We start from the raw sequence: 23522 nt of genomic DNA, 5'->3' as shown, positions 1-23522 counted from the left end.
GCGATACCCAGCCACGTTTTCCTGCTCATTGTCCAACTCCTTGATGGTGCCGCAAGGCCCATTTTCTCCGTAAGGGTTTTTACAGCGGCGCTGGTATCAATGACGGTTGACACTTTTGTGTCAATAGCGGCCGTCATATATGACAGCCCGTAAATTCACTGTTTGCAGCTATTTTTACGGGTTTACGACGCCCGCCCGATCCGTTAGGAAGTGAAAAAGCCCGGCCATCGGATGAGCCGGGCTTTTGCGTGTCCGGGTTTTGGAATTCCGCACGAAAGCATTTCGCGATTTTGGTGGATCCACCGAGAATCGCAAAACGCGTCGAAGCGAACGAACGGGGCAAGACGGCGTTTCCACCTGAACGCGTTTTGCTCTCGGGAATTTCGGGGCCGAGGGCCAGAGAGAGAAGGGAGATCACCATGGCCAATGTCGTCGTGGTCGGGTCGCAATGGGGCGACGAAGGCAAGGGTAAGATCGTCGACTGGCTGTCGGAACAGGCCGACGTCGTCGTACGTTTCCAGGGCGGCCACAATGCCGGCCACACTCTCGTCATCGGCGACAATGTCTACAAGCTGTCGCTGCTGCCCTCGGGTATCGTGCGCGGCAAGCTCTCGGTGATCGGCAATGGTGTGGTGCTCGACCCGCGCGCCTTCATCGCCGAGGTGAAGAAGCTGAAGGAACAGGGCGTGTCCGTGACGCCCGAAGCCCTGCGCATCGCCGAAAACACCCCGCTCATCCTCTCCCTGCATCAGGACCTCGACCGCCTGCGCGAGTCGGCGACCGACGGCACCAAGATCGGCACGACCGGGCGCGGCATCGGCCCTGCCTATGAAGACAAGGTGGGCCGGCGCGCCATCCGCCTGATGGACCTGGCCGATCTCGGCGCCCTGCGCCCGAAGATCGCTCGCCTGCTCAACCACCACAATGCGCTGCGCCGCGGCACCGGCCAGAGCGAAATCGATCCGGAAGCGCTCTATCAGGAACTGGCGGACGTCGCGCCGCAGGTGCTGCCCTTCATGGACGATGTCGGCGCTTTGCTCGACAAGGAGCGCAAGGCCGGCAGCCGTATCCTGTTCGAGGGCGCCCAAGGCGCCTTGCTCGACATCGATCACGGCACCTATCCCTATGTGACCTCCTCCAACACGGTCGCGGGGCAGGCTGCCGTCGGCTCCGGCCTCGGGCCGGGCGCGCTCGATTACGTGCTGGGCATCACCAAGGCCTACACCACGCGCGTGGGCGAAGGGCCCTTCCCGACCGAACTCACCGACGAGACCGGCCGCCTGATCGGCGAGCGCGGCCGCGAATTCGGCACGGTCACCGGCCGAGCCCGCCGCTGCGGCTGGTTCGATGCCGCTTTGGTGCGCCAGACCATCCGCACCTCCGGCATCACCGGCATCGCCCTCACCAAGCTCGACATCCTCGATGGCTTCGAGACCATCAAGGTGTGCGTACGCTACGAGCTGGACGGTCGCGAAATCGACTATCTGCCGGCCAGCCAGGCAGCCCAGGCCCGCGTGAAACCCATCTATGAAGAGATCGAAGGCTGGCAGGAAACCACGGCCAAGGCCCGCTCCTGGGCGGACCTGCCGGCGCAGGCGATCAAATATGTCCGCCGCATCGAGGAACTGATCGGAGCGCCGGTGGCCGTGCTCTCCACCAGCCCCGACCGTGACGACACGATCCTTGTGCAAAATCCCTTTCAAGTCTAAGAGCAGACCTAATCCCGTCAGATTCGGGCATTAGTGCGTGATCTGCTGCGATGGCACTGCGCGGGTTGCGATCCGCGCGGCGCTTGCATTGTCCGGCGGCGATCTTGTTCTCCGGGGCAGGATCAGGCGTGGTTTCTGCCATGTCTTGGCGGCCGGACTTGTCTGCAGCGGATCATGGGCCCCGTGAAGAGATCGAGCCAGAACGCGTGTCGACGGACTATTTTCCTCCCATTCAGCGAGCCGTGCAGGGTCTTTCCCCCAATACGCAGGAAACCCGCCAGGCGCTCTATGAGAAAGCCCGCTCCGCCCTTCTCCGCCAGCTCAATGCTGCCGATCCCGCGCTGACCGAAGGACAGATCGCCAGGGAACGCAACCTGCTCGAAGAGGCGATCCGACGCGTCGAGCACCATTATGACGAGGCCGAGTTCACGCCTGAACCGGTGGTCTCCGAGCGTCCGGCCGCCCCCCTTTCCCAATCCGACGGCGAGCCGGCCGATGACGACGTCTCGGACCGGGAGGCACCGCCCTCCGTCCCGTCGCGGCCGGACGGCTTGCCGGCTTTTGCCGAGCGCAAGGCCGAGAAACGGCGGCCTCAGGCGCCCCGCCGCAGCAGGTCCAACGGCAATCTCAGGCGGTATGCCATCATGGCCGCGACGGCAGCCGTCATCATCGGCGGGGGCGCTGCTACCGCGCTCTATTTGCGCGGAAGCGACGACAGCCCGGTGCTGGTGCCTCAGCAGGCGACCGCACCGCAGACGGCGCCCAAGCCGGCGGCCGAGCCCGGCAAGCTGAACGACCGGCTCGGCGGCGAACCGGCCGCGCCCCCGGCCGACATTGCCACCGGTAATCCTCCGCCCCCGACACCCGCGCCCGCCGCCCCGCAGCCTGCCGAGCCGACACCGGCCCCGCAGGTGCCCTCTGCGCCCGCGCCGCTACTGCCCTCGACCCAATCCGAGGCGCCGGAGGGGCAGCGCGCGCGCCTGATGGAAGAAGATCCGAGCGCCCCGATGAAGGGCCGCCTCTTCGAGGGCACCGTTAACTGGCGCACGGAATCGCAGGCCAGCGGTACCAACGGCCCGCTCGACACCGTCGTCGTCGGCGAGATCAACGTCCCCGACCGGAAGATGAAGGTGCTGCTCACCCTCAGGCACAATTCCGATCGCTCCCTGCCGGCGAACTACCTGCTGAACATCCAGATGAGCGTGCCGGCCGACTATCCGAGCGGCGCCGTCGGCGACGTCAAGAGCGTCAATGTCAAGTCCGACCCGCAGGTCCCCGGCTTGCAGCTTGACGGTGCCTTGATGAAGGTCACGACGGGCGTGTTCCTAATGGGCCTGCTCGACCCGCCCGACGAGAAGGGCCGCAACGCCAAGATGTTGCAGGCCAACCAGTGGTTTGACCTGGTGTTCACCTTCGCCAATGGCCGCAACGCCGTGTTCACCTTCGAGAAGGGACCGACGGGCGAGAAGGTCTTCAACGACGCCATGGCCGCCTGGAACGCCGACGCCGCCGCGGCACAATAGGTCGCTGGCGCCCTTTCAGGACGCCTTCACGGCCGTGACACGCAATTCGTGTTCGCGGCCATCACGAGCCTTCCAGCTGATCGACTGCCCCGGCGACAGGCCGAGCAAGGCCGTGCCGATCGGCGTGAGGATCGAGACCTTGCCCTCGGCGATGTCGGCCTCGCCCGGATAGACCAGCTTCACTTCGCGCACGATGCCGCCTTCGGTCTCGAAGGTGACGATGGAGCCGATCTGCACCACATTGTTCCCGACCTGTAGTGCGGGGACGATCTCCGCCCGGTCGAGTTCGCCGAGCAACGCCTCGGCCACTTCCGGGAACCGATCGAGGGCGGAGGTCGCGAGCTGGGTCAGGCGCTCGAAGTCGACATCGTTCACAATGATGCTGGGCTTGGCCTGATTCTTCAGGGGCTGATTCATGATTGGATACCTCAAAGTTGGGCGCGACGCGGCACGCCCGCCTGCCCGCGGCTATCGCTGGGCATGGCGACAAGAAGGGATGCCGCCGACCCTCGCGCTTGGCGCGAGCCTGCCGGCTGAAGCATTGCGATTTGAAAAGATTGAGAATGCGCCGATGACAAGCCGCGCCCAATGAGGAGCGGCACGCCCCGCAGCTCGGGGCGCAAACGGCCGAGCCCGGGGCTACGCTTCCGCGATCGGGAAGAGACGAAGGGTGATTTTGACCACGGTGCTCATGGCTCCACCATGTTGGTCGACGCCGATCCTGTCAAGCCGGCTCGGACGACGCCCGTCCATCGGCTTGGAATGCCGGGGCCGGAGGTGTTTTCTGGTGCGGTAGCTGGGTTACCTGGCCCAGAAAATGCGCCGAGGCAAAAAAGTCGGGCCGAAAAGCGAATTTCTCGAACCGCATTCTGCCCAAGGAAAAGCCGCCCGAAGGCGGCTTCCCATTCGGCTATCGAAGCGAAATCAAGCCGGTGCGTGCGCCGCCTCGAGACGGGCAACGCCGGAGCGCACAGCCGCCTGTACCTTTTCGAAGGCTCTCACCTCGATCTGGCGCACCCGCTCGCGCGAGACGCCGAACTCGTCGGAGAGCTCCTCGAGCGTGATCGGATCATCGGCAAGGCGGCGTGCCTCGAAGATGCGGCGCTCACGATCGTTCAGCACGTTCAGGGCCTGGCGCAGCGCGGTGGAGCGGTTCTCGCTTTGCTCCGTCTCGGCCAGCCGGGTCTCCTGGTTGGCGACATCATCCACCAGCCAGTCCTGCCACTCGCCGTCGCCTTCCTCGCGTACGGGAGCATTCAGCGAAGCGTCGCCGCCGAGACGGCGGTTCATCTCCACCACTTCATGCTCCTGCACGCCCAGCGACTTGGCGATCGACTTGACCTGGTCGGGACGCAGATCCCCTTCATCCAGCGCCGAAATCTGGCTCTTGGCCTTGCGCAGGTTGAAGAAGAGCTTTTTCTGGTTGGCGGTAGTGCCCATCTTCACCAGCGACCACGAGCGCAGGATATATTCCTGGATCGAGGCCCGGATCCACCACATCGCATAGGTGGCGAGCCGAAAACCTTTCTCCGGCTCGAAGCGCTTGACTGCCTGCATCAGGCCGATATTGCCTTCCGAGACCACTTCGCCCAGCGGCAAGCCATAGCCACGATAACCCATGGCGATCTTGGCCACGAGCCGCAGATGCGAGGTCACCAGTTGATGAGCGGCTTCACGATCGCCATGCTCGCGCCAACGCTTGGCAAGCATGTACTCCTGCTCCGGCTGGAGCATCGGGAAGCGACGAATTTCTTCAAGATAACGCGACAGGCCACTCTCGGTGGCCAAGACGGGAAGCGCGGCAGAAGCCATATGTTCCTCTCCTCTGAACCCCCATCGAGGGCGGTTCAAATCGCCATCCCTCCTTCAGAGCAGACGGCGCCTACGTGATATGGGGACGACACCGGCCTTTGTGAAGACCCTCGCGGACCTTCCAAAGCGCGATATCTAGCGGCCCCGCATGTGCCACCCCGGCAAATCTATTGACCTGCTTCCACCGAGGATCTCGCCAGCCATGGGACACTCGTCACCCAGGCTGCCGAGGCACGGACCAATCCCGATCACCCAAACTATCATGCGCCCGATTGCGGCGATTTCGCGTTGCAATCTTTTGCGGACGGCCATGCATTAATGTGACAGCTCGGTAACATTGTCAAATTAAGGGATGTTAATCGATTTCCGGCGAAGGGAACCGCCGCCCATGCCGCCGCGTTTACCGTAACACTTTGTTTACCTTGCACCAGCGGCCAGCCGGCCTAACTCTTCCAGGAATGCCTTCCGCATCGCAGCCCGCGATGGGAAACCGGCGCGGCCCTTCACTGTTGACCAGACAGGAGACACCAGTATGGACGGCGACAAGCGCACCGCTCAGGCCAAGGCCGATCTTTCCGAGAGCCTCGGCAAGGACCTCGACGCGTTGAGGGCCGAAGTTGCCCGCCTGACCGAACAGCTCAGCGCCTATGTCGATGCGGAGAAGAGCTCCTGGTCGAAATTCCTGTCCAAGGAAGCCAAGCATGCCAGGCAGGTCCTCGACGACAAGGTGAACGAGGCAGGCGCCAAGGCCAGTGAACTTCGCGGCGCCGCCCAGGAACAGGCATCCGATTTGCAGAAGGCGACACTCGACTACATTACCCGCAAGCCGCTGCAATCGGTGGCATTGGCCGCCGGCATCGGCTTGATCCTCGGCCTGTGGAGCAAGGGGCGTTCGTGACCCGTCTCCTTGCCCTGGGCGCCCTCGCCAAGGAGGAATTGAGCGCCGTCCTGCGTCAGTACGGCACCGTCATCCTCTGGCGCCTCGTGGCCGGCTGCTGCCTTGTCGCGATGGCGATCGTCGGGCTGATCAGCCTGCACCGCTTCCTGGCTGAGACCTATGGCCCCTATTGGGCCGACGCGGCCCTCGGCGGCGGATTTGCCGTGCTTGCCGTGCTGGCCCTGGTGGTGGCCCAGGCCGCCGAGAAGAAAGCCAAGCGCCGCCGGCTCCTGGCTGCAACCCTGGTGACGGCTGCCGGCGTGGTCGAGGAGAGCCTGCCCGACAAGAAGACGGTCAGCGGCGCCCTGGCGCTCGCGGCCCTGGCCGGCGGCTTCTGGCTCGGCCGCAAACGTTGAATAGCTCTTAACCGCTGCGCAGGGCCTCGGCCAAGGCGGCGAGATCGGCAGGCAACGGGCTTTCGAACACGAGATGCCTGCCATCGACCGGATGCTCGAAACCGAGCAGCCGGGCATGCAGCGCCTGCCGCCCAAGGCCGGCGAGCACAGCGCGTGGAACCTCCGGCAGCAGGGCAGCCTTGGTCTTGAAGCCGCTGCCATAGACCGCATCGCCGAGCAGCGGATGGCCGAGATGGGCCATATGGACGCGGATCTGGTGTGTCCTGCCGGTCTCCAGCCGGCATTCCACCAGGCTGACCAGCGGCTGGCCACCATGGTTGCCCGAGGCCTGACTGCCCAGGGCTTCCACCAGCGAATAATGGGTAATGGCTTCCCGCCCGCGCCCGAGCGCCACCACGGCCATCTTCTCGCGATTGCGGGTCGAGCGGTCGATACCGGTCTCGATGGTGCCGTGCGGGCGCGTGGCGCCCCAGACGAAGGCGAGATAGGCCCGCTCCAGCGGTCCCGTGCGGCCGTGATCGGCAAACTGGGCCGCCAGGCCCTGATGGGCCCTGTCGTTCTTGGCAACCACCAGCAGGCCCGACGTGTCCTTGTCGAGGCGATGCACGATGCCGGGCCGTCTCACACCGCCCACGCCTGACAGCGAATCACCGCAATGGGCGATGAGCGCATTCACCAGCGTGCCGCTTTCATGGCCAGCGGCCGGATGCACCACCAGGCCGACCGGCTTGTCGATGACCAGGAGGTCGTCGTCCTCATACACAACGGCAAGGGGAATGTCTTCGCCCTGCGGTTCGGCAGGCTCGGGTTCCGGGACCCGAAGCGCCACCCGCTGCCCCGGCTTGAGGATCTGGCCGGCATCGAGCACCGCCCGGCCGTCGATACTGGCATGACCGGCCTCGATCAGGGCCTTGATGCGCGTGCGCGACAAGGGCTGCAGATCGGGCCTGCTATCGGCCGCCTGGCATTGGCGCGCCAGGAAGCGGTCGATGCGCTCGCCGGCTTCTGTGGCCTCAAAAAACGTCTCTTCGGAGTTGCTGTCGATGCTATTCATAGGCGGGTACTAGAGCAAAATGGGGCTGAGTGGAAACGTGATTATTCCCTAACTCTTTGTTTCGACGCGCCTTTGCAATTCAGGCCGTTTCTGTCGAATTGCGGAACGCTTCAGGCGTGAATGCCTGCCATGCGAAGAATTCAAACCATAAACAGGCAGATTGCGCAGATTGCCGCTTGCCGCCGTCCTGATTTGCCGCTATAGGCGCACTCCTTGCCGCTGCTCCCATCGTCTAGTGGCCTAGGACGTCGCCCTCTCACGGCGAAAACAGGGGTTCGAGTCCCCTTGGGAGCGCCAGCAATATCAAGCACTTAGGTGCCTTCCCCGGAAAACTAGGTAATATCTAGGTAATACATACCGGTGAAGCGTGGTGCAAATCAGCGCAAAATCAGCCCTGAAATGAAAAACGCCGCAGTTTCCTGCGGCGCTTGGTGATTCTGGCTTACCGAAGCCGTTGCATTCGTCGGTAGCTGGGCTGAAGGCCCGCAATGACCTTGAGGGCCGTTTTGATGTCCGGCACCTTCCGAACGCCGGGGTGCTCCTGCCACGTCCCATAGTCTTCGTGTTCGCCGACGACGAAGACGGGAACCCCGTAGGCCAAGGCCATGCCCGCCTCGACGAGCGCCCCGCGCAGGTGCTCCCCTTTCTCCGCATAGACAAGCACGGCATCCGCCTGGCGGACGTCCTGCTCATCTTGCAGCCAGAAATCTTCGGCTTCCTCGGGAATGTCTGGCGTCCCGATGGCGTTATGTTTCAGCCACCGGGCATGAAAATAGATGCCCGGCTCGTCGCGGCCAGTCAGACGCCATTTCGGCCCGTGCACCAGTTTGGACGCGGTGTAGACTTTAAGCATTGGCGGAATCGTCCTTCTCCGCTCGGGGTGGAAGCCCCAGCGCGGCAAGCTGTTTGTTGATGCCATGGGCGAAATCAGCCAGCCGCTTCGCGGTTGTGGCCAGCCCTCCGTATGCATTGTCAATGCCGAGGGTGCGGATAGCGCCGACCAAGCGCCCCATTTCGTCGCCACTGCCGCCCCAGCCGTAGCCTTGCGAGATCCTGAAACCTGCCGCCTTTTCGAACGCGTCGACCTCTTCCTTGAGTTTTTGATAGGCACGGGTCCGGTTCTGGACCTCCGTCTCAATGACGGCGGCGTTGTCTTCCAGCTGCTTGGCAGCACGTTCCTGCACGTCTTTGGTGCGCTCGGCGACCCGCGCCTCTACCATGGCCGCCGTGGCCTCGTCGGAGCGCCGCAGAAGGGCGGCCAGGAATTTCCGGTCTATCGGCGCGGTTTCCGTTTTTTGGGCGTCACGGCGGCGGACAAAGGCCCTGCCGTTGAATTCCAGCCAGCCCCACGCAAGCGGAATCTCTGCCTCGTCCCGCACCACGTTCGGGGCGGTCACCAACCACCACCGGTCGCAGTATGCCGCGATGGTTTCGGCCTTCTGTGGCTGCGCGCGCTCCTTCGCCCAATCCTTGCGCGAGATCTTGATCTCCATGCCCCACAGTTCGAGCCCGCGGCTAGGCCATAGCCCCATGACCATGGCGTCGGCAAAGCGGGTATGTCTGGCACCGGTAGCGTCGCCGACTTCGAAGAGCGTGGCGTACTCGGGAGCGGGATAGCGGCGCCGCAATGCCGCCCGCACGTCAGCTGTCCGAATCTTGTCGGCCATCGGGTGAATTCCTGTGAGAGAAGATCAGGCAGAAGACGAGAGACACGGCGCCGCCGGCCATGAACGCGGCGACGGCGACGGCGTAGACGCCTTCCACGGTGGCGCCGCAAATCATTTGCGTGCCCCCCCACCGCCCGTGTTTGCGGCCTCATAGGCCTCGATGACGGCAATGCGATAGATCACCGTGCCGTTGAGTTTGACGAACGCCGGGCCTTTGTTTTCGGAACGCCAGCGTTCAAGCGTACGCACGCTGACGGCCCCGCCCCACCGTTCGGACAGTTGGACGGGCGTCAGGAACTGCGCCGCTGTTGGAGCGGGGCCGGCTGCCATCAGATGGTGTCCCCGTCTTCGGAGTCGCCATAGTTGCCGTCAAAGTCGCCGTTGTCCCCATCCTCGGGGCCATCATAGTGGTCGACCGGCGGGGCTTCCTCTTCCTTCGGGGCGGTCGGGGCAGCCGTGCGGGCCTGTGCAGGGGCCGTAGCAGCCGCCTGCTTGGCTTGGGCGGCCTGCCCAGCGTCGTCCTTCTCCATAGCCGCCTGCACGCCGCGCGGGCGGCGCTGCCGGCCGCTGGAAACCTCGACGGGTGCGGCCTGTGTTTGTGCCTGCTGCCGGGCTGGGGCTTCCTGCACGACCGTATATTCGACGTCCTGCAAGTCGCTCACTTCGTCGTTAGTCTGGAAGCCCATAAGCAGGTCGGGCGCGTACAGCCGGCCGAAGAATGCAGCCGCGCGGTAGCGCAGCATGAGATCTGGCATCGTCACCCACTTGGAGCCGCTGCGGTGATACCAGCCTTCCGCCACCGCCATGGCGATAGAAGCCTCGGGGCCTTCCAGGACCTCGCCGGTTGCCTTCTCGACCGCCGTGGCGATGCAGGTCTTGTTGCGTACCTTGGCAGAAATCGTTTCCTTCTTCCGATCCCCCTTCGGGCCGGTCCAGCGCTCATAGGAAACGGTCTTCTCGCCTTCGTCGACGATGCGGAAGCGGATTGGCGAGAACTTGCCGCAGGCGTTGAGGGCAGCAATGATGAACTGCGATGCCCAGGACGGCCGCCCCTCAATGATATTGAGGTTCTGCATCACCATAAGCGGGCTGGCGTTGATGCGCTGGGCGATGTCGAGGGCGATAAGGGCATCGCCCATGTTTTCGCGATAGCTTACCGGCGCCATCGACGAATGCACCAGGGCGTTGGCCATCCGCTGGGCCGCTTCGAAGGAGGCCGGCGACTGCCAGACGGACACGTGTTGCGAAGAGGCGTGCGGGCGCGAGTCGGCGACCGCGAGTGCGGTTGATTCAGACATTGTAGGCTCCGTGTTGGACGTGCTGCAGGTGTCCAGCGCGCTTACGCGCTGGCGCTCTCTTTCACCGGCGTGATGGTGAGACGGCGATAGGACGATGCCCGGCGCGTGACGGTCTGTTCGGGGGTGTGCACCGTGACCGCAGACAGCCGGAACTCCTTCATGCCCGACACACGTTCGTGGTCGTTCATGATGACGATCAGTTCGGCTTGCGCCCGCTTCTTGTCTTCCTCGGCAAGCTTCATGGCGGCATCCGCCGCACGCTCGGCAGCGCACAATTCCTTGATGTGTGCCGCCATTACCGAATGGGCCGGATCCGACAGGTCCATGACCTTGCCCGGCATGGCATCGCGGTAAATCCGTTTGATGACGTCGAAATCGTCCAGATAGTTCGGGCCGGGCGGGTCGTTGTCGCGAACGCGACGCAACATGTCCATGACGCGGTTCCCGATCTCGGCACCGACTTCCGTGTCACGCTCGCGTTCGAACACCTGTGCTTCGTTGCCGCCAATGAGGCCACCGATAGCGCCCCATGACAGTTGCGAGCATTCAAGCTGGTGTTGAATTTGAAGTTCGATGTGGACCGGGGCCTCTTCTTTCGACCAACCGTCCTTGGCGATGCGCCAATCGACGTTCTTGATTTCCAGCAGGCCCACCCCGCGCTCGGGGCTGTGGATGATGTAATCGGGGCTGGCCCCCATCCCGACGAAGTGCGGGCTGCGGACATACAACCACGGCGAGCGGTTGATGATTTTCCACCCGCGATCCGCGCAAATGCCCTCGGCAATTGCGTTTTGCAAACGCTGCCCCCAAAGCATTCTTTCCGTGGTCTCGAAGCTGACTTCGAGTGTCCCCGCCTTGCGATGATATAATTCGAAAGGCGTCGAATATGGCGACACTCCAAAGAGTGCCGCAGCGTCAGTTGCCGTGATGTCGTCACCGCGCAGCTTGTGCCAATCTTCTTCCGTCTTGGCGGTAATCCAAATTGATTTAGTATAAGGATACCGCAACCGTCCTGCCGTAGGCATAAATGACCCCCCAAAATGACTCGCCACCGACCGACCGCAAATTTGCGTCAGCGAGTCAGTATTTGTATATTGCAAATATGTTTTGGGAGTCGTCAAGGGCACTTGCGTGCCAAATGTGACGATAGCGTGTTAACGCTAATGGGCGCGGCTCGATGCGAGTTGTTGACGTGAAATGCGGATCAGAGCGGGCGGAAGAGAAGCACGCGCCGGATCCATTCAAGGCGCACGTCGTGCATTGGCTCCGACGTCCCGCTGCCAGTGAGGGTGTAGACGTCGGGGGAAGCGCCGCGCCGAATAACGCGCAGCACAGGGGCCTCATTCGGCATTTTCGCAATCACGAACCGGTCAATGTGGCGGTCGAAATCGCGGCGCTCTTCCGGCCCGATATACGCGGTCCAGCCGTTCATGAAGTCGAGTTCGGTTTGCGCCGTCCGCATCACGAGCGCGGATACATCGCCGACAATGGCGGGTGGCGGCGGGACTTTGCCCTTCGGCTCAGCGTCCAAGCTTATGGTACCGTCCCCGCCAACATAGCCGATTATGGGCAACCGTTCGGCATTGTCGGGTTCAATCGGAATGCCTGCCCTGGCTATTACCTCGTCCACGCTCGTTTGCAGGTGCAAAGCAAGGTTTCGGGCTACCTCCACCGTCATTCGACGTTTGCCCGCCAACAGAAGCGACATAGTGGAGGGGTCGACGCCTATTGCAGCGCCGATTCTGCGCTGAGACGTGCCGACGTCGGCGATTCTATCCAGAAACCACCTTTTATCGACTCGGTTCATTTCTCACACCCCTCTGTTTGCGTTTTTTGTCAATAGCCCGCAAAGGCCCGCAAATGCACGCGCAAACTCTTATACACGGAACGGATCAATGAGTTTATCCACCGCAGAAAAAAAACCATTGGAAATGGTGGTCAAAAAGTTGACTAACGGGAACTATCGAGCATTTGCCCAAGGCATAGGCGTATCGCCATCTACTGTTTCATGCTGGAATAACCCCGAAAGACGTGCTGACGGTTTAGTAGGCACAATTCCAATGAAGCATCATGCCAAAGTATTCGATCTGGCGGATAGGTTGGGCATCCCATTTTCTTATGATGACCTACTTGGTAAACCAAAAGACGTAATGGCGGAAAAGTAGGACGTCGTTAACGCTGCCGGCGACAAACCGCTTGCCTGCGCGCTCAGTGTTTGCATAATGCAAATTCATTGACAGAGTCGCAAACGATGAACGCCAAACTTCCACGCCTCGCCATGGTGCCGGGAAACACCCACCCGGTGTTTCTCCACCCCTGCTGCGCAGAGGGCTGCGAGGCAGACGGAACGTATGGCGAAGGCGTCGCCCTGCTGAAGGGAAAGGCCGGGGTTTGGTGGTGCTTTGAGCACTGGCCCCGTCGTGACCAGGCCCTGGCAAACCGCGCGAAACAAGCGCCGCCCGTCGAGGCGGCGACGACGGGAGATTTGTTCTAAATGGCCAGCCAGAATGACGACGGCTTTCAAGAAATTCTGCCCGAGAGCGGCAAGCCGACCAAACACCCCTGCACCATGGCGACAATTGCGATGGGCAAGAGCGGCGCGCGGCGCGTCAGCCTGACATTCCGGTTGAATACGGCGCCGCCTGACGTCGCGCACATCCTGATGCACGGCCCTCGTTTCGCAATCGCCTACAACAAGGGCACAAGAACTATTCGCATCAAAGCCGATAACCTCGGCAGGTTCGAAACAATCGACGCCCCGCGCGGCAAGAGGGTGGTGGGCGGCGATAAAGTTGTTCTGCTGCGCTTCCCTCTGCCCGATGGCATCGCCTTCATTGGCGACCGCATCGCCGTCGAGCCCGACGCGAATCTGTTGCAGCGGGCCATACTTATTGACGTACCCGTGGGCTTCTGGCCCGTGCCCAAGCCGGCTCCGCGCACTCCGGCGCCGCCCGTAACGCGGCGAGCGGACGTTACCGCCGACCTTATGGGCGATCCTTCCCCCAGCCGTTCCGCCTTCAAACCGAAGGTGTGATGTCATGCAGGAACTCGCCCGACTGCGGGAAGAGAACGACAGGCTGAAGGCAGAGGTGGACTATCTGAAATCCGCCCTTGTTCCGCCCGGCTGGTTGCCCGCCCGCTTCCGTCTGACCGCACTTGAAGAACGCTTGTTCAAGGCCTTGTTGAGCCGCGAGCAGGCTACAAAAGAACAGCTGCTGACAGCGGCCTATTCGCATGTGTTCTCCGCCGACGAAATCCCACACGTCAAAATCATCGACGTGCTGATTTGCAAGGTGCGGCGGAAGTTGACCCCATTCGGTGTTGAGATCAATACCATTTGGGGTAAGGGGTACAGCATTCCCGCCGATATGCGCCAGAAAGTGGCGGATATCATCAAATCCGAGGCTACAGCGGTTGCCGCGATCACTGCGGAGGCATCCGCATGACGCCTCGTTCCCCTGCGGCTTGGGCTGCACAAGGCTTCCTAGATCGGTTCCAGCGACGGCAGCGCCTCAGCGCCCTGATGGAACGTGACCATGGCGTTTGCTTCTGGTGTGAACGCCGGGTTTCCATCGTCAAGGTCAAGGCTGGGCAGCGTCACCCCAAGCACGCCGCCACAGAAGATCACGTTATCCCGAAGGTCAAAGGCGGCGCCGACGTCCTGTCGAACCTCGTCCTGTCCTGCTGGCGCTGCAACAACGAGCGCGGCGGCATGGACGCCGAAGCGTTCCTTGAACTGCGCAGCACACAGCGCCGCGCCGGGCGTGTGAATGTGTGCGAGGCCGTGCAATGAGGCCTTTCACCTATCTCAGCGTGTGCAGTGGCATCGAGGCCGCGAGCGTCGCATGGCGTCCGCTTGGCTGGCAGCCGTGGGCATTCGCCCAATTCGACCCCGAGCACAATTACCGTCGCGGCCCTGACTTCGCTTCCCGCGTGCTCGCCCACCACTACCCCGACGTTCCCAACCTCGGGGACATGACGAAATACCGGGAATGGCCTGATGCAGCTATCGATCTTCTCGTCGGCGGAACCCCCTGCCAAGATTTCAGCCTCGCCGGCCTCAGAGCGGGATTGGACGGCGAACGTGGCAACCTCATGCTCGTCTATGGCGCAATTGCTCGCCGATATCGGCCCACATGGCTGGTCTGGGAAAACGTCTTCGGCGTCCTTTCAAGCAAAGGAGGACGCGACTTTGCAAGCCTTCTGGGACTCCTCTCCGGAAAGCGCGTCACCGTCCCCGCAGGAGGATGGCGATCTTCGGGCGTTGTCGAAGGCTACCAGGGCGCATACGGACTTGCATGGCGCGTGCTTGACACTCAATTCGTCCGAGTGGACGGGTTTCCGCGCGCCATCCCACAGCGTCGACGCCGTGTGTTCGTTGTCGGATATATTGGTGACTGGCGACGTGCCGCAGCGGTACTTTTTGAGCGCGAAAGCGTGCATGGGAATTCTGCGCCGCGCCGCCAACCGGGGCAAGGCGTTGCCGCCGACGTTGCACCAAGCATTGTCGGAAGCGGCTGCGGCGTAGCCAGAGCCGGAGAAGGCCGGGGGCAAGACCCTGTCGTCGCAGTGCAACCCGTTGCACCGACTCTCAGCGCTCGCGTGAACGCAGGCGGTGGCCTCGGCACCGACGTTGACCTTGACGGTGGGCTTGTCCTGGCGTTCGGCGGGAACAATACCCGTGGCCCGATTGAGGTAGCAACGTCTGTCCTGGCGCACGGCGGGCCGCATGGACACCTCGATTTTGAGAGCGAAACCTTCGTTGCCCATTCGCTTCGCGGCGAAGGATTCGACGCCAGCGAAGACGGCACGGGACGTGGCACGCCTATCGTTCCGGTGCGGATACAGGAAGTCGTCAGCACGCTTGATGCCAGCTATGGCAAGCTGCAAGGGGCAAGCGGGCAGGATCTGCGGCACGGGCATTCCCACCTGATTCCGGTGGAAGTCGGCGCGGCCCCCGTCGCCCCTGCCCTCACCGGCAACCAGTACGGCGACCATGAAAGCCGCGAGGGCTTGCTTGTTGCCGAGCCCATCACGTTGGCGGTTCGCGGGCGTGGCGACGTTCGGCAATTGGAGTTTCGACAGGACGGGACCGCCAACACCATCGTGACGCCGAACGGCGGACGCGACGGCATCGGTGTGGGCGCCATCGCGTTCAGTTCGAAAGACCATGGTGCGGATGCGACGGAGGAAGTCTCCCCGACCTTGCGGGCCGGTGGGCATGTCACCAGCCACGCCAATTCCGGCGCACCGCCTGCCATAGCGTTCAACGCCCGGCAGGATCCTACGTCCGACCTTGAGATTTCCGGCGCCCTCGACGGCGACGGCTACACCGCTGGCGTCCTGACGCACTGGCGCGTGCGCCGCCTCATGCCCGTGGAATGTGAACGCCTGCAGGGTTTCCCCGATGGCTACACCCTTATTCCGGTCGGGAAGAAAATGGCGGCCGATGGGCCGCGCTACCAGGCGCTCGGCCTGTCCATGTCGACCAACGTCATGCAGTGGATTGGCCGTCGCATAGACATGGTTCGCTCCATCATCGAGGGGGCGAACTCGTGAGCGTCTCCCTTCGTGATTACCAGGGCAAAATGATTCAGGACACGCGGGTCGCCCTGCGTTCGTTCGACCGCGTCCTGCTTCAATCCCCTACCGGCTCGGGCAAAACCGTGCTGGCCTCGTTCATGTCCGGCAGCGCCTTAAGCAAGGGGCTTCGCGTCGGCTTTATCTGCCACCGTCGCGAACTCATCAAACAGACGGCGAAAACCTTCACCCGGGCCGGACTTCCGTTCGGCATCGTCAGCGCCGGCATTACCGGTGACAGGCGAGCGCCTATTCAGATCTGCGGTATCCAGACGCTGGCCAACCGGTTGGACTTCTTCAAGCACTTTGATTTGGTGCTTTGGGATGAGGCGCACCACGTCGCTGCAGCGTCATGGGCACGCGTCATGGAGCAGTACGCGTCTGCCAAGCACGTCGGCCTCAGCGCCACACCCGAGCGTATGGACGGCAATGGCCTTGCGCAGTGGTTCCAAACGCTTGTGCCGGGGCCAAAGGTGTCGTGGCTGATAGAGAACGGATACCTCTCGCCCTATCGCCTTTTTCAGCCTGCGATGCCCGACCTCGACGGCGTTCGTGCGGGTGGCAACGACTTCAACAGGGATGACCTGTCGGCAGCCATGCAAAAGCCGAAGCTCATCGGCGACATGGTGGAGCACTATCACCGCATCGCGCCCGGCAAGCGCAACATGGTGTTTTGCGTCAGCGTGAAGCATTCGCTTGCGGTCGTCGACCGTTTCAATGCCGCCGGCTACCGCGCCGCCCATATCGACGGCGACACCGATTCCAAGGTTCGCGACGACCTCATTGACGACTTTACAGCGGGCCGCATTCAGGTGCTGTCGTCGGTGGACCTCGTTTCGGAAGGCTTCGACTTGCCCGCCATCGAGGTTGCCACCCTGGCGCGGCCGACACGGTCGACGGCCCTTTACCTGCAGCAGGTCGGCCGTGCCCTTCGCATTGCGGAAGGCAAGACCGAGGCCATCATTCTCGACCACGCCGGCAACAGCGTTCCAACCCACCTTGGCGGACGTGGCCACGGCTATCCCGACGATGATCGGGAATGGACGCTTGAGGGCCGGAAAAAGCGCAAGCGGAAGTCCGACGAGTTCAACGACGAGGAAGAGGCGCAGGTCGAAATGCGGCGCTGTCCGCATTGCTACCACGCTCACCGGCCTGCACCCGTCTGCAGCCGCTGCGGATACGAGTATCCGGTCGAGGGCCGGACACTTCTCGAGGCCGAAGGCGAACTTACGGAGGTGCGCAAGGCACAGCAGCAGAAGGCCGAACGCGTCGAGGTTTGGAAGGCCACGACGGAGGCCGAACTGATCCAGCTGGGCAAGCTGCGCGGATACAAGAACCCCGGCTTTTGGGCCAAGAAGGTCATGCAGAGCCGGAACGCAAAGGCCAACCGCGATTACGGGGGGCTGTTCCGGTGACGCCTACCATTATTGGCCCCTGCACCCTGTACGAGGGTTCTTGCCTCGACATCATGCCCACGCTCGACCCGGTGGATCACGTTTTCAGCGACCCGCCATACGAGGACGACGTGCACGATGCGAAAGCGCATGCAAAGGCGCTTCGCAAAGACAAAGGCCCCAACCTCAAAGAGATCGATTTCGCCAGCATCACGGGAATTCGCGATGCTGCGACGAAGGAAATGGTCCGCCTGTCGAACGGCTGGCTGCTGGTGTTCTGCACACCCGAGGGCGTTGCAGCCTGGCGGGATGCCATCGAGACCCATGGCGCGAAATACAAGCGCGCCTGCGTGTGGGTGAAGCCGGACGCCGCCCCGCAGTTCAACGGCCAAGGCCCAGCCCAGGGCGCAGAAATGATGATCGCGGCTTGGGCGGGACGCGGGCACGCTAAGTGGTTCGCGGGCGGCAAGCGGGGCGTGTGGACCTGCAACACGAACAGCCGCGGGCGAGACGGGACGCACCCGACAGAGAAGCCCGTCAAGCTGATGACCGATCTCATCTTCGATTTCACCAGCATGGGCCAAACGCTCCTGGACCCGTTCATGGGCAGCGGCACCACAGGCATCGCAGCGGCCAAAAATGGCCGTCGCTTCATCGGGATCGAGAAGGATCCCCGTTATTTCGACCTCGCATGCCGCCGCATCGAAAAGGCCATCGCAGAGGACATGTTTATTGAAGAGTGGAAGCAGGGGGAACTGCTGGCATGACCGACACAATTTCCACGGCTCGCGGCATTGTTCGCAATTGGCTTGCCGGCACCCGTAACCAGTCCCCCGAGTTCCGCGCCGCAGTATGCCGGGGCGCGATGGCGGCGGCGATCGACGAAATGCACCGCGTCGTGGGCGCGCGCGCCACTGCCGAGGCCCTGTATCGCTACGCCGACGTGGTAGTTGACTCGGTCAAGCCGGAAAATCTCGTTCCTCCCCTGCCCCGGTTCTACCGGGCGCGAGTACTGCTTGGCTACGTCACCCCCAGCCGGTGGGTAGTCGCTTATATCTGCGGCTGCGCAGTGACAGGCATCCTCATGACACTGGTGCGCCTGTGATGTCGGAAGGCAACCTTATGCGCCGCATCATCATGCGGCTGTCGGACATCGCCGGCACAGTGGCGTTTCGGAACAACGTCGGCATGGGCTGGGTTGGCGACGTCGTCCATAGAGACTACACGCGCGACACGCTTCTACTGCGCCATCCACGCCCAATCCGGTTCGGCCTCTGCGAAGGCTCTGCCGATATCATCGGCTGGCACAGTGTCGTGGTTACACCCGACATGGTGGGGAAGCGCGTCGCCATCTTCATGGCGCCCGAGGTGAAAACTCCCGACGGCAAACCGCCGACCAAGCTGCAGCGCAATTTTATCCGTGCCGTGAATGATGCGGGTGGAATTTCCTTTCCTGTCCGTTCCGAAGACGAGGCGGCCGAAGCATTGCGGCGGGGGCGCCCGTGACGGAACTTGTTCTGAGTCCCACCGAAGAGCCGAAAAGCGTTGGCGGGCGGCGGCAACGGACCAAAACGCGCAAGGGCGGGTGGAGTTGGGGGCCTGTCGAAGGCGTCAAACTCCGCGCCCTTTCCCTCGGGGCCGGTGTCCAGTCAACCACGCTTGCCCTTATGGCGGCGCGCGGCGACCTTCGGCCCCGGCCTGACGTCATACTGTTTGCCGACACCGGCGACGAGCCGGCGTCCGTGATGCGTCACCTCGACTGGCTGGAAGGCGAGATCACACGCATGACCAATGGGCAGATGGAGGTGAAGCGCGTCAGCGCAGGACGCAAGCTTTCCGATGATATCCGTCACCGGCAGCAGTCATCAGGCCATCGGTTCACGGTTGCCCCCTTCTTTACCGCCAATGGCGGCATGGGCAGACGCCAGTGCACCCGCGAATTCAAGGTCGAGCCGCTGACGAAGGCCCACCGGGCACTGATGGGATTCCAGCCTCGCCAACGAATTCCGGCCCGTTCGTGCGAAATTTGGATCGGGATTTCTACCGATGAGGTCATACGAGCCGGCGCATCCTTCGATGCATGGGCAGTCAATCGCTTCCCATTGCTCGAACTCAGAATGTCGCGCGGCGATTGCATCGAATGGTTGAAACGAAACGGGTATCCCGTGCCGCCAAAGTCGGCGTGCGTCTACTGTCCTTTCAGGGAAAATGCGGAATGGCGGTGGTTGAAGGAGAACGACCCCGAAGCATTTGCGGCTGCCTGTGAGATTGACGCCCTGATCCGCAATACGCCCGGCATGAAACATCAGGAATTTGTGCACCGCTCACTGCGACCGCTCGCCGACATCGACTTTTCATCAGCTGAGGCCAGGGGCCAAGGTAATCTGTTGGCCTTGCCGTGTGCAGCTGAGGCGGGGTGCGGATTGTGACGACGCAAGCGCATACCGAAGCCGATCTAGAAGACGCCTTCCGCGATGCCATGGCCAATGCTGGCTGCACGTTTGACGGCCCGCTTATCGCGGACGGCAAATTGCACCGCGTCGACCACAACGGACGGGCGAAGAACAAGAAACACCTTTGGTACATTCTCCACCTGAACGAGCCGGCATCGGGCGCGTTCGGCGACTATTTGGAAGGCGTGAAAGAGACGTGGACGGCCAAGCGCGGCCAGTCCATGACACCGGAAGAGCGCGCGGCGCTGAAAAAGCGGATCGAGGAAGACAAGAAAAATCAGGCTGCCGAACTGGCGAAAATCCATGCCGAGGCGGCGGACAAAGCGGCCAAGATGATGGCGGCTGCCATCCCGGCCGCTGCCGACCACCCGTATCTTGTCCGCAAGCTGGTGAAGCCGTTCAACGCCATGAAAATGACGAAGGACGGGAAGCTACTGATCCCGTTGAAGTCGTCGGACGGCAAGCTTTGGTCTGTCCAAACTATCGCGGCCGATGGCCGAAAGCGCTTCCTCGTCGGCGGGAAAAAGGGCGGCAACTATTGGTCCGTTGGCAAGCTGACAGACACCATTGTCATTGCCGAGGGTTACGCGACGGCCGCCACCGTGCACATGGCCACGGGCTTCTGCACCGTCATTGCCTTTGACGCCGGCAACCTCGCTGCCGTTGCGGTGGCGATACGGAAGAAGTATCCGGACCATAAAATCATCTTCGCCGCAGATAACGACCACCTCACCACCGGCAACCCCGGCGTGACGAAGGCAACGGACGCGGCGCGTGCCATAAACGCTACGTTGGTTGTCCCGCGATTTTCAGGTGAACTGCTGCCAGACGGGAAGGCGCCCACCGATTTCAATGATCTGCACGCCCTCGCTGGCCTCGACGCCGTGAAAGAGGCGTTCTTTCCCAAGCCCAAACCCGAACCTGCGCGCGACATGGTGGAGGCCCGAGTTACCGGGAACAATGTCGTCAGCCTGGCAGAGGCTCGAGCGGAACGCACGGCCGACGAACAGCCGGATACGCCCAGGCCCATGGCCAGGATGCCCGGCGACTTTGGCCCGATACCCTTGGGCTATGACGGGGCGGGCACCGGCGGCACGACATATTATTATATGTCCGCATCGAGCCACATCGTGACGGCCTTGACGCCTCCCCAGCACAATGAGGCCTATTTCTGCAGCCTTGCCGATATCAGCTATTGGGAATCGGAATTCCCGGCCAAGTCGGGGTGCAATTGGAGCGAGGCGCGCGCCACGATGATTCGCGCATGCACCGCAGCTGGCTATTACAAGTCCAGCCGAGTGGTCGGCCGCGGCCTCGTTATCGACAAGGGGCGCGTCGTCCTTCACCTCGGCAACCGCTTGCTTGTTGACGGCAAAGCGATGCCGACCATGCACATCGAGGACAGCCGCAATATCTATGAGAGCGGCCCCGAGATCGAATTGCAGCGGTGCAAGCCCCTCGACCCGGCTGGTGGCGAACGCCTGATTGAGGCTGTCGGTACTCTTCCATGGCGCTCATCCGACATGGCACCGCTGTTCGCCGGCTGGCTGTTCGTCGCGCCCATCTGCGGCGTGCTGCCCTGGCGCACACACGCGTGGCTTACCGGCGCGCGCGGCTCGGGCAAGACATTCATCGTGGAGAAGGCCAAGGAAATCTTGGGCGACCTCGCTGTCCAGTATGAGGGCGCTACGACCGAGGCCGCGATCCGGCAGCAGCTGGGCCGCGATGCGCTGCCCGTCATCTTCGACGAGGCGGAAAGCCAGAACGAGAAGGCCCGCGAACGGCTGCAGCTGATCGTGGACCTCGCCCGTCAGATGTCATCGAAGAAGGGTGCGAAAATCGTCAAGGGCGGCGCCAGTGGCCGGGCTACCGAATTCCATCTTCGGAGCTGCTTCATTTTTTCGTCCATCAACACAGGCGCCGTGCAAGCGGCCGACCAATCGCGCATCATTGAGTTTAAGCTTGAAGGCGCGCCGGAAGAGGAAACGGAGGATCAGAAGGCCGAACGCGAAGCGAATTTCCAATACGTGGTGCGCAAGTTCGCGGAACTGATGACGCCCGACTTTGGGAGCCGTCTGTTTGCGCGTGCGCTTCGGCAGGTGAATGCCATACGGCACAATTGGGCGTCCTTCCGTTCGGCGATCGCCGCCAAGTCCGGCAACGCCCGCATGGCGGACACCATTTCCGCGCCGCTTGCCGGCTGGTGGTCTCTTCTGCACGACACCGAACTGACGCCCGAGGAAGCGCGCGAGATCCTCGACGCCAATGGCTGGGCATTGTCAGCGGCCGAGCGCCAGAAGACGGAAGCGGACCACGACCAGGCTGTCAGCCATCTGCTTGACCAGCGCATCGAGGTGAACCCGTCACGCCGGGACAATATTTCCGCGCTCATCTATGCCGCTTCGCAGCAGGCCGCGCCGCACTCTCTCGAAAGCTCGGACTTGGCCGCGCAACAGGCCCTCGCCAAAATCGGCATCAAGGTGATTCCGGGCGAATCAGAGTGTCCCGGCTTCGGCGAAGTGTATTTCGGATCCGATCACGACGGCTTGAACCGTCTATATGAAAAGACGGCATGGGCTGGGAAGCGCTGGGCTGGTGTTCTCAAGCAACACCCTGCGTGCGTATACGAGGGAAAAACCATGCGGATCAACGGCGCGCCCAAGAAAGTCTTCATGTTCCACATTTCATCGCTTGTTGGCGCGGATTGAGTGTTGACATTTTGCAAATATGTTTGCATCTTCGGTGACAGCAGAGTGGCGCAGCGGTCTAGCGCGATTGGTTCATACCCAATGGGTCACCGGTTCGAATCCGGTCTCTGCAACCAATTTGCCCTAGCGGGCATACGAGAAGGTGGGCGGGGTTTCCGGTTCCTGCAGCGCCTTTGCCGCCGAGAGCGAGATCTCGGAGCGGAGAGAACCGGGCCGATGGGCGAGCGGCTTAAAAAGCGCCTCGGGTAATTCACCGGCCGAAAGGCAATATTCGACCAATTGGCTGCATGTCGTAAAACTCTGTCGGTTTCGCCCGAATGGGCAACGGAATGGGGGGAGTGGCCTAGTCAGCCTCTCAGCCGACCGGGAGTGACTACCCGAGAGGCACCCCCGCGAAATAGTAGAGCCCGGCGTCACGGCTTTGGCCACGACGTTAAGCAGCCTCTATTCCAAGTCTAAGCCGGGATGCGTGACTTGGTAGAAGTGGGATCGGTCATTTTGCGCGCGGCCGGCGCTAAAGCCCACACCGGCAAGAGCGAGGGGAGAGACGACGGTCATTCCCCTCGCCCGATATTCGCCCGAATGGGCAACGTTGTTCCGTAGCACCGCCCCCGGCCCGTGGCCCGGGCCAAGCTGGCGAGTCAGAGACGGGCAGTGAAGGGATAGGCCGGAGCACACGCGGCTGTTTCCCTTCACCCGGTTTCGCCCAAGAGGGCACGAAGTGCGCCGAACGCCAGCAATGGCGGCTTTACCTCGCCCCGCCGAAAGGAAAAGGGGATCGCAGTCCTTAAGTGGAACAGCCCCGTTAGGCCGGGGCCGAGCCGAGGCAGGAATTTCCGAGCCTGCGTGGGACCCTTCTCGCTGCGCAGGGGCTGACGGAGCATCCACCTGCCGGGATGCCCGAAGAGCCGAACAGACGGCAGGTGGCGGGCACGGCCGCCAAGAATGGCACTTGCGGGTGTCGTCCGTGCAGCATTCGCCCGAAGGGGCAACGGCACGCCTAGCAGAGAAGGGGCCGGGAGTATGGGGCG

Annotated in this window: 26 protein-coding genes and 2 tRNA genes; 18 read left to right on the top strand and 10 right to left on the bottom strand. The window is 62.5% G+C overall.

Annotated elements, in window-relative coordinates; genetic code table 11:
* Positions 1–133 precede the first annotated feature (133 nt).
* Positions 134–421 (bottom strand): hypothetical protein, encoded by a 288-nt coding sequence (locus BA190_RS35850; protein WP_156771447.1) that lies wholly within the window; start codon positions 419–421, stop codon positions 134–136.
* Between BA190_RS35850 and BA190_RS09660 the strand changes: the two genes are divergently transcribed.
* Positions 420–1709 carry an adenylosuccinate synthase gene (locus BA190_RS09660; RefSeq protein ID WP_068285624.1) on the top strand — a complete coding sequence of 430 codons (1290 nt, stop codon included), beginning with the start codon at positions 420–422 and terminating at the stop codon, positions 1707–1709. The two genes, BA190_RS35850 and BA190_RS09660, sit on opposite strands and share 2 nt — an antisense overlap.
* Positions 1710–1915: 206 nt before the next feature.
* The gene (locus BA190_RS09655) at positions 1916–3232 is read left to right on the top strand and encodes a hypothetical protein (RefSeq protein ID WP_068285622.1); all 1317 of its coding nucleotides are present in this window, start codon (positions 1916–1918) and stop codon (positions 3230–3232) included.
* Between the two features lie 15 nt (positions 3233–3247).
* Here BA190_RS09655 and rnk read toward each other — a convergent pair whose 3' ends face one another.
* Both rnk and rpoH read right to left on the bottom strand, forming a co-directional pair.
* Complete coding sequence (gene rnk / locus BA190_RS09650) at positions 3248–3649, bottom strand: nucleoside diphosphate kinase regulator (RefSeq protein WP_068285620.1); 402 nt, start codon at positions 3647–3649, stop codon at positions 3248–3250.
* A gap of 507 nt (positions 3650–4156) precedes the next feature.
* A complete protein-coding gene (gene rpoH, locus BA190_RS09645) occupies positions 4157–5044 on the bottom strand; it encodes an RNA polymerase sigma factor RpoH (protein ID WP_068285618.1) in 888 nt (295 codons plus the stop codon).
* 532 nt (positions 5045–5576) lie between these two features.
* On the opposite strand from rpoH, the gene BA190_RS09640 reads away from it, so the two are divergent.
* Together BA190_RS09640 and BA190_RS09635 are read left to right on the top strand one after the other, a co-directional pair.
* On the top strand, positions 5577–5942 hold the full coding sequence (locus BA190_RS09640; protein WP_068285616.1) for a YqjD family protein: 366 nt from the start codon (positions 5577–5579) through the stop codon (positions 5940–5942).
* Positions 5939–6337, top strand: coding sequence for a hypothetical protein (locus BA190_RS09635; RefSeq protein WP_068285615.1), 399 nt, complete (start codon positions 5939–5941; stop codon positions 6335–6337). The genes BA190_RS09640 and BA190_RS09635 overlap by 4 nt, the downstream gene beginning before the upstream one ends.
* A 7-nt stretch (positions 6338–6344) precedes the next feature.
* Here the strand turns inward: BA190_RS09635 and BA190_RS09630 are convergent, their stop codons facing one another.
* Entirely contained in the window at positions 6345–7391 is a 1047-nt protein-coding gene (locus BA190_RS09630; protein ID WP_068285613.1) for an RluA family pseudouridine synthase, read from the bottom strand.
* A gap of 221 nt (positions 7392–7612) precedes the next feature.
* Between BA190_RS09630 and BA190_RS09625 the strand changes: the two genes are divergently transcribed.
* Positions 7613–7688 (top strand) — tRNA-Glu (locus BA190_RS09625).
* Positions 7689–7833: 145 nt separating this feature from the next.
* On the opposite strand, the gene BA190_RS09620 is transcribed toward BA190_RS09625, so the two are convergent.
* The 6 genes from BA190_RS09620 to BA190_RS09595 all read right to left on the bottom strand — a co-directional run bounded on the left by BA190_RS09620 (position 7834) and on the right by BA190_RS09595 (position 12163).
* On the bottom strand, positions 7834–8244 hold the full coding sequence (locus BA190_RS09620) for a hypothetical protein (RefSeq protein WP_068285611.1): 411 nt from the start codon (positions 8242–8244) through the stop codon (positions 7834–7836).
* Entirely contained in the window at positions 8237–9058 is an 822-nt protein-coding gene (locus BA190_RS09615) for a hypothetical protein (RefSeq protein ID WP_068285609.1), read from the bottom strand. The genes BA190_RS09620 and BA190_RS09615 overlap by 8 nt, the downstream gene beginning before the upstream one ends.
* Positions 9059–9169: 111 nt before the next feature.
* The gene (locus BA190_RS09610; RefSeq protein ID WP_068285607.1) at positions 9170–9388 is read right to left on the bottom strand and encodes an AlpA family transcriptional regulator; all 219 of its coding nucleotides are present in this window, start codon (positions 9386–9388) and stop codon (positions 9170–9172) included.
* Positions 9388–10251: a recombinase RecT gene (locus tag BA190_RS09605; RefSeq protein WP_156771446.1), complete on the bottom strand. Its 864-nt coding sequence runs from the start codon at positions 10249–10251 to the stop codon at positions 9388–9390. Before BA190_RS09605 ends, BA190_RS09610 begins: the two co-directional genes overlap by 1 nt.
* Positions 10252–10397: 146 nt before the next feature.
* Entirely contained in the window at positions 10398–11381 is a 984-nt protein-coding gene (locus BA190_RS09600; RefSeq protein WP_082979609.1) for a YqaJ viral recombinase family protein, read from the bottom strand.
* 179 nt (positions 11382–11560) lie between these two features.
* Positions 11561–12163 (bottom strand): helix-turn-helix transcriptional regulator, encoded by a 603-nt coding sequence (locus BA190_RS09595; protein ID WP_068285601.1) that lies wholly within the window; start codon positions 12161–12163, stop codon positions 11561–11563.
* A gap of 88 nt (positions 12164–12251) precedes the next feature.
* On the opposite strand from BA190_RS09595, the gene BA190_RS35845 reads away from it, so the two are divergent.
* From BA190_RS35845 to BA190_RS09530, 13 genes are all read left to right on the top strand, one after another.
* A complete protein-coding gene (locus BA190_RS35845) occupies positions 12252–12521 on the top strand; it encodes a hypothetical protein (protein ID WP_156771445.1) in 270 nt (89 codons plus the stop codon).
* Between the two features lie 86 nt (positions 12522–12607).
* Positions 12608–12850, top strand: coding sequence for a hypothetical protein (locus BA190_RS09590; protein WP_068285599.1), 243 nt, complete (start codon positions 12608–12610; stop codon positions 12848–12850).
* The gene (locus BA190_RS09585) at positions 12851–13390 is read left to right on the top strand and encodes a hypothetical protein (protein ID WP_068285597.1); all 540 of its coding nucleotides are present in this window, start codon (positions 12851–12853) and stop codon (positions 13388–13390) included.
* 4 nt (positions 13391–13394) lie between these two features.
* A complete protein-coding gene (locus BA190_RS09580; RefSeq protein WP_068285595.1) occupies positions 13395–13802 on the top strand; it encodes a winged helix-turn-helix domain-containing protein in 408 nt (135 codons plus the stop codon).
* Entirely contained in the window at positions 13799–14149 is a 351-nt protein-coding gene (locus tag BA190_RS35205) for an HNH endonuclease (RefSeq protein ID WP_082979608.1), read from the top strand. The genes BA190_RS09580 and BA190_RS35205 overlap by 4 nt, the downstream gene beginning before the upstream one ends.
* A complete protein-coding gene (locus tag BA190_RS35200) occupies positions 14146–15915 on the top strand; it encodes a DNA cytosine methyltransferase (protein WP_082979607.1) in 1770 nt (589 codons plus the stop codon). Before BA190_RS35205 ends, BA190_RS35200 begins: the two co-directional genes overlap by 4 nt.
* On the top strand, positions 15912–17351 hold the full coding sequence (locus tag BA190_RS09560; protein ID WP_156771444.1) for a DEAD/DEAH box helicase: 1440 nt from the start codon (positions 15912–15914) through the stop codon (positions 17349–17351). The genes BA190_RS35200 and BA190_RS09560 overlap by 4 nt, the downstream gene beginning before the upstream one ends.
* Before the next feature lie 53 nt (positions 17352–17404).
* The gene (locus BA190_RS09555; protein WP_068285584.1) at positions 17405–18097 is read left to right on the top strand and encodes a site-specific DNA-methyltransferase; all 693 of its coding nucleotides are present in this window, start codon (positions 17405–17407) and stop codon (positions 18095–18097) included.
* Positions 18094–18435, top strand: coding sequence for a hypothetical protein (locus tag BA190_RS09550; RefSeq protein ID WP_068285582.1), 342 nt, complete (start codon positions 18094–18096; stop codon positions 18433–18435). Before BA190_RS09555 ends, BA190_RS09550 begins: the two co-directional genes overlap by 4 nt.
* Before the next feature lie 17 nt (positions 18436–18452).
* The gene (locus BA190_RS09545; protein ID WP_068285580.1) at positions 18453–18836 is read left to right on the top strand and encodes a hypothetical protein; all 384 of its coding nucleotides are present in this window, start codon (positions 18453–18455) and stop codon (positions 18834–18836) included.
* The gene (locus tag BA190_RS09540; protein ID WP_245314651.1) at positions 18833–19759 is read left to right on the top strand and encodes a hypothetical protein; all 927 of its coding nucleotides are present in this window, start codon (positions 18833–18835) and stop codon (positions 19757–19759) included. Before BA190_RS09545 ends, BA190_RS09540 begins: the two co-directional genes overlap by 4 nt.
* On the top strand, positions 19756–22491 hold the full coding sequence (locus BA190_RS09535; protein WP_068285578.1) for a toprim domain-containing protein: 2736 nt from the start codon (positions 19756–19758) through the stop codon (positions 22489–22491). Before BA190_RS09540 ends, BA190_RS09535 begins: the two co-directional genes overlap by 4 nt.
* Positions 22492–22530: 39 nt before the next feature.
* Positions 22531–22607: transfer RNA gene (locus BA190_RS09530), tRNA-Met, on the top strand.
* The last annotated feature ends 915 nt before the right edge of the window (positions 22608–23522 follow it).

The sequence above is a fragment of the Labrys sp. WJW genome (assembly GCF_001676615.1).
Taxonomy (GTDB): Bacteria; Pseudomonadota; Alphaproteobacteria; order Rhizobiales; family Labraceae; genus Labrys; species Labrys sedimenti.
This window is presented reverse-complemented; position numbering and strand designations above follow the sequence as displayed.

Coding starts and splice junctions, on each gene's coding strand:
- BA190_RS09605 (WP_156771446.1), bottom strand. CDS start 10,251: ATGGCCAACGCCCTGGTGCATTCGTCGATGGCGCCGGTAAGCTATCGC.
- rnk (WP_068285620.1), bottom strand. CDS start 3,649: ATGAATCAGCCCCTGAAGAATCAGGCCAAGCCCAGCATCATTGTGAAC.
- BA190_RS09610 (WP_068285607.1), bottom strand. CDS start 9,388: ATGGCAGCCGGCCCCGCTCCAACAGCGGCGCAGTTCCTGACGCCCGTC.
- BA190_RS09595 (WP_068285601.1), bottom strand. CDS start 12,163: ATGAACCGAGTCGATAAAAGGTGGTTTCTGGATAGAATCGCCGACGTC.
- BA190_RS09630 (WP_068285613.1), bottom strand. CDS start 7,391: ATGAATAGCATCGACAGCAACTCCGAAGAGACGTTTTTTGAGGCCACA.
- BA190_RS09550 (WP_068285582.1), top strand. CDS start 18,094: ATGACCGACACAATTTCCACGGCTCGCGGCATTGTTCGCAATTGGCTT.
- BA190_RS09620 (WP_068285611.1), bottom strand. CDS start 8,244: ATGCTTAAAGTCTACACCGCGTCCAAACTGGTGCACGGGCCGAAATGG.
- BA190_RS09660 (WP_068285624.1), top strand. CDS start 420: ATGGCCAATGTCGTCGTGGTCGGGTCGCAATGGGGCGACGAAGGCAAG.
- BA190_RS09600 (WP_082979609.1), bottom strand. CDS start 11,381: ATGCCTACGGCAGGACGGTTGCGGTATCCTTATACTAAATCAATTTGG.
- BA190_RS09580 (WP_068285595.1), top strand. CDS start 13,395: ATGCAGGAACTCGCCCGACTGCGGGAAGAGAACGACAGGCTGAAGGCA.
- BA190_RS09585 (WP_068285597.1), top strand. CDS start 12,851: ATGGCCAGCCAGAATGACGACGGCTTTCAAGAAATTCTGCCCGAGAGC.
- rpoH (WP_068285618.1), bottom strand. CDS start 5,044: ATGGCTTCTGCCGCGCTTCCCGTCTTGGCCACCGAGAGTGGCCTGTCG.
- BA190_RS09555 (WP_068285584.1), top strand. CDS start 17,405: ATGCCCACGCTCGACCCGGTGGATCACGTTTTCAGCGACCCGCCATAC.
- BA190_RS09640 (WP_068285616.1), top strand. CDS start 5,577: ATGGACGGCGACAAGCGCACCGCTCAGGCCAAGGCCGATCTTTCCGAG.
- BA190_RS09545 (WP_068285580.1), top strand. CDS start 18,453: ATGCGCCGCATCATCATGCGGCTGTCGGACATCGCCGGCACAGTGGCG.
- BA190_RS35850 (WP_156771447.1), bottom strand. CDS start 421: ATGGTGATCTCCCTTCTCTCTCTGGCCCTCGGCCCCGAAATTCCCGAG.
- BA190_RS35200 (WP_082979607.1), top strand. CDS start 14,146: ATGAGGCCTTTCACCTATCTCAGCGTGTGCAGTGGCATCGAGGCCGCG.
- BA190_RS35845 (WP_156771445.1), top strand. CDS start 12,252: ATGAGTTTATCCACCGCAGAAAAAAAACCATTGGAAATGGTGGTCAAA.
- BA190_RS09590 (WP_068285599.1), top strand. CDS start 12,608: ATGAACGCCAAACTTCCACGCCTCGCCATGGTGCCGGGAAACACCCAC.
- BA190_RS09615 (WP_068285609.1), bottom strand. CDS start 9,058: ATGGCCGACAAGATTCGGACAGCTGACGTGCGGGCGGCATTGCGGCGC.
- BA190_RS35205 (WP_082979608.1), top strand. CDS start 13,799: ATGACGCCTCGTTCCCCTGCGGCTTGGGCTGCACAAGGCTTCCTAGAT.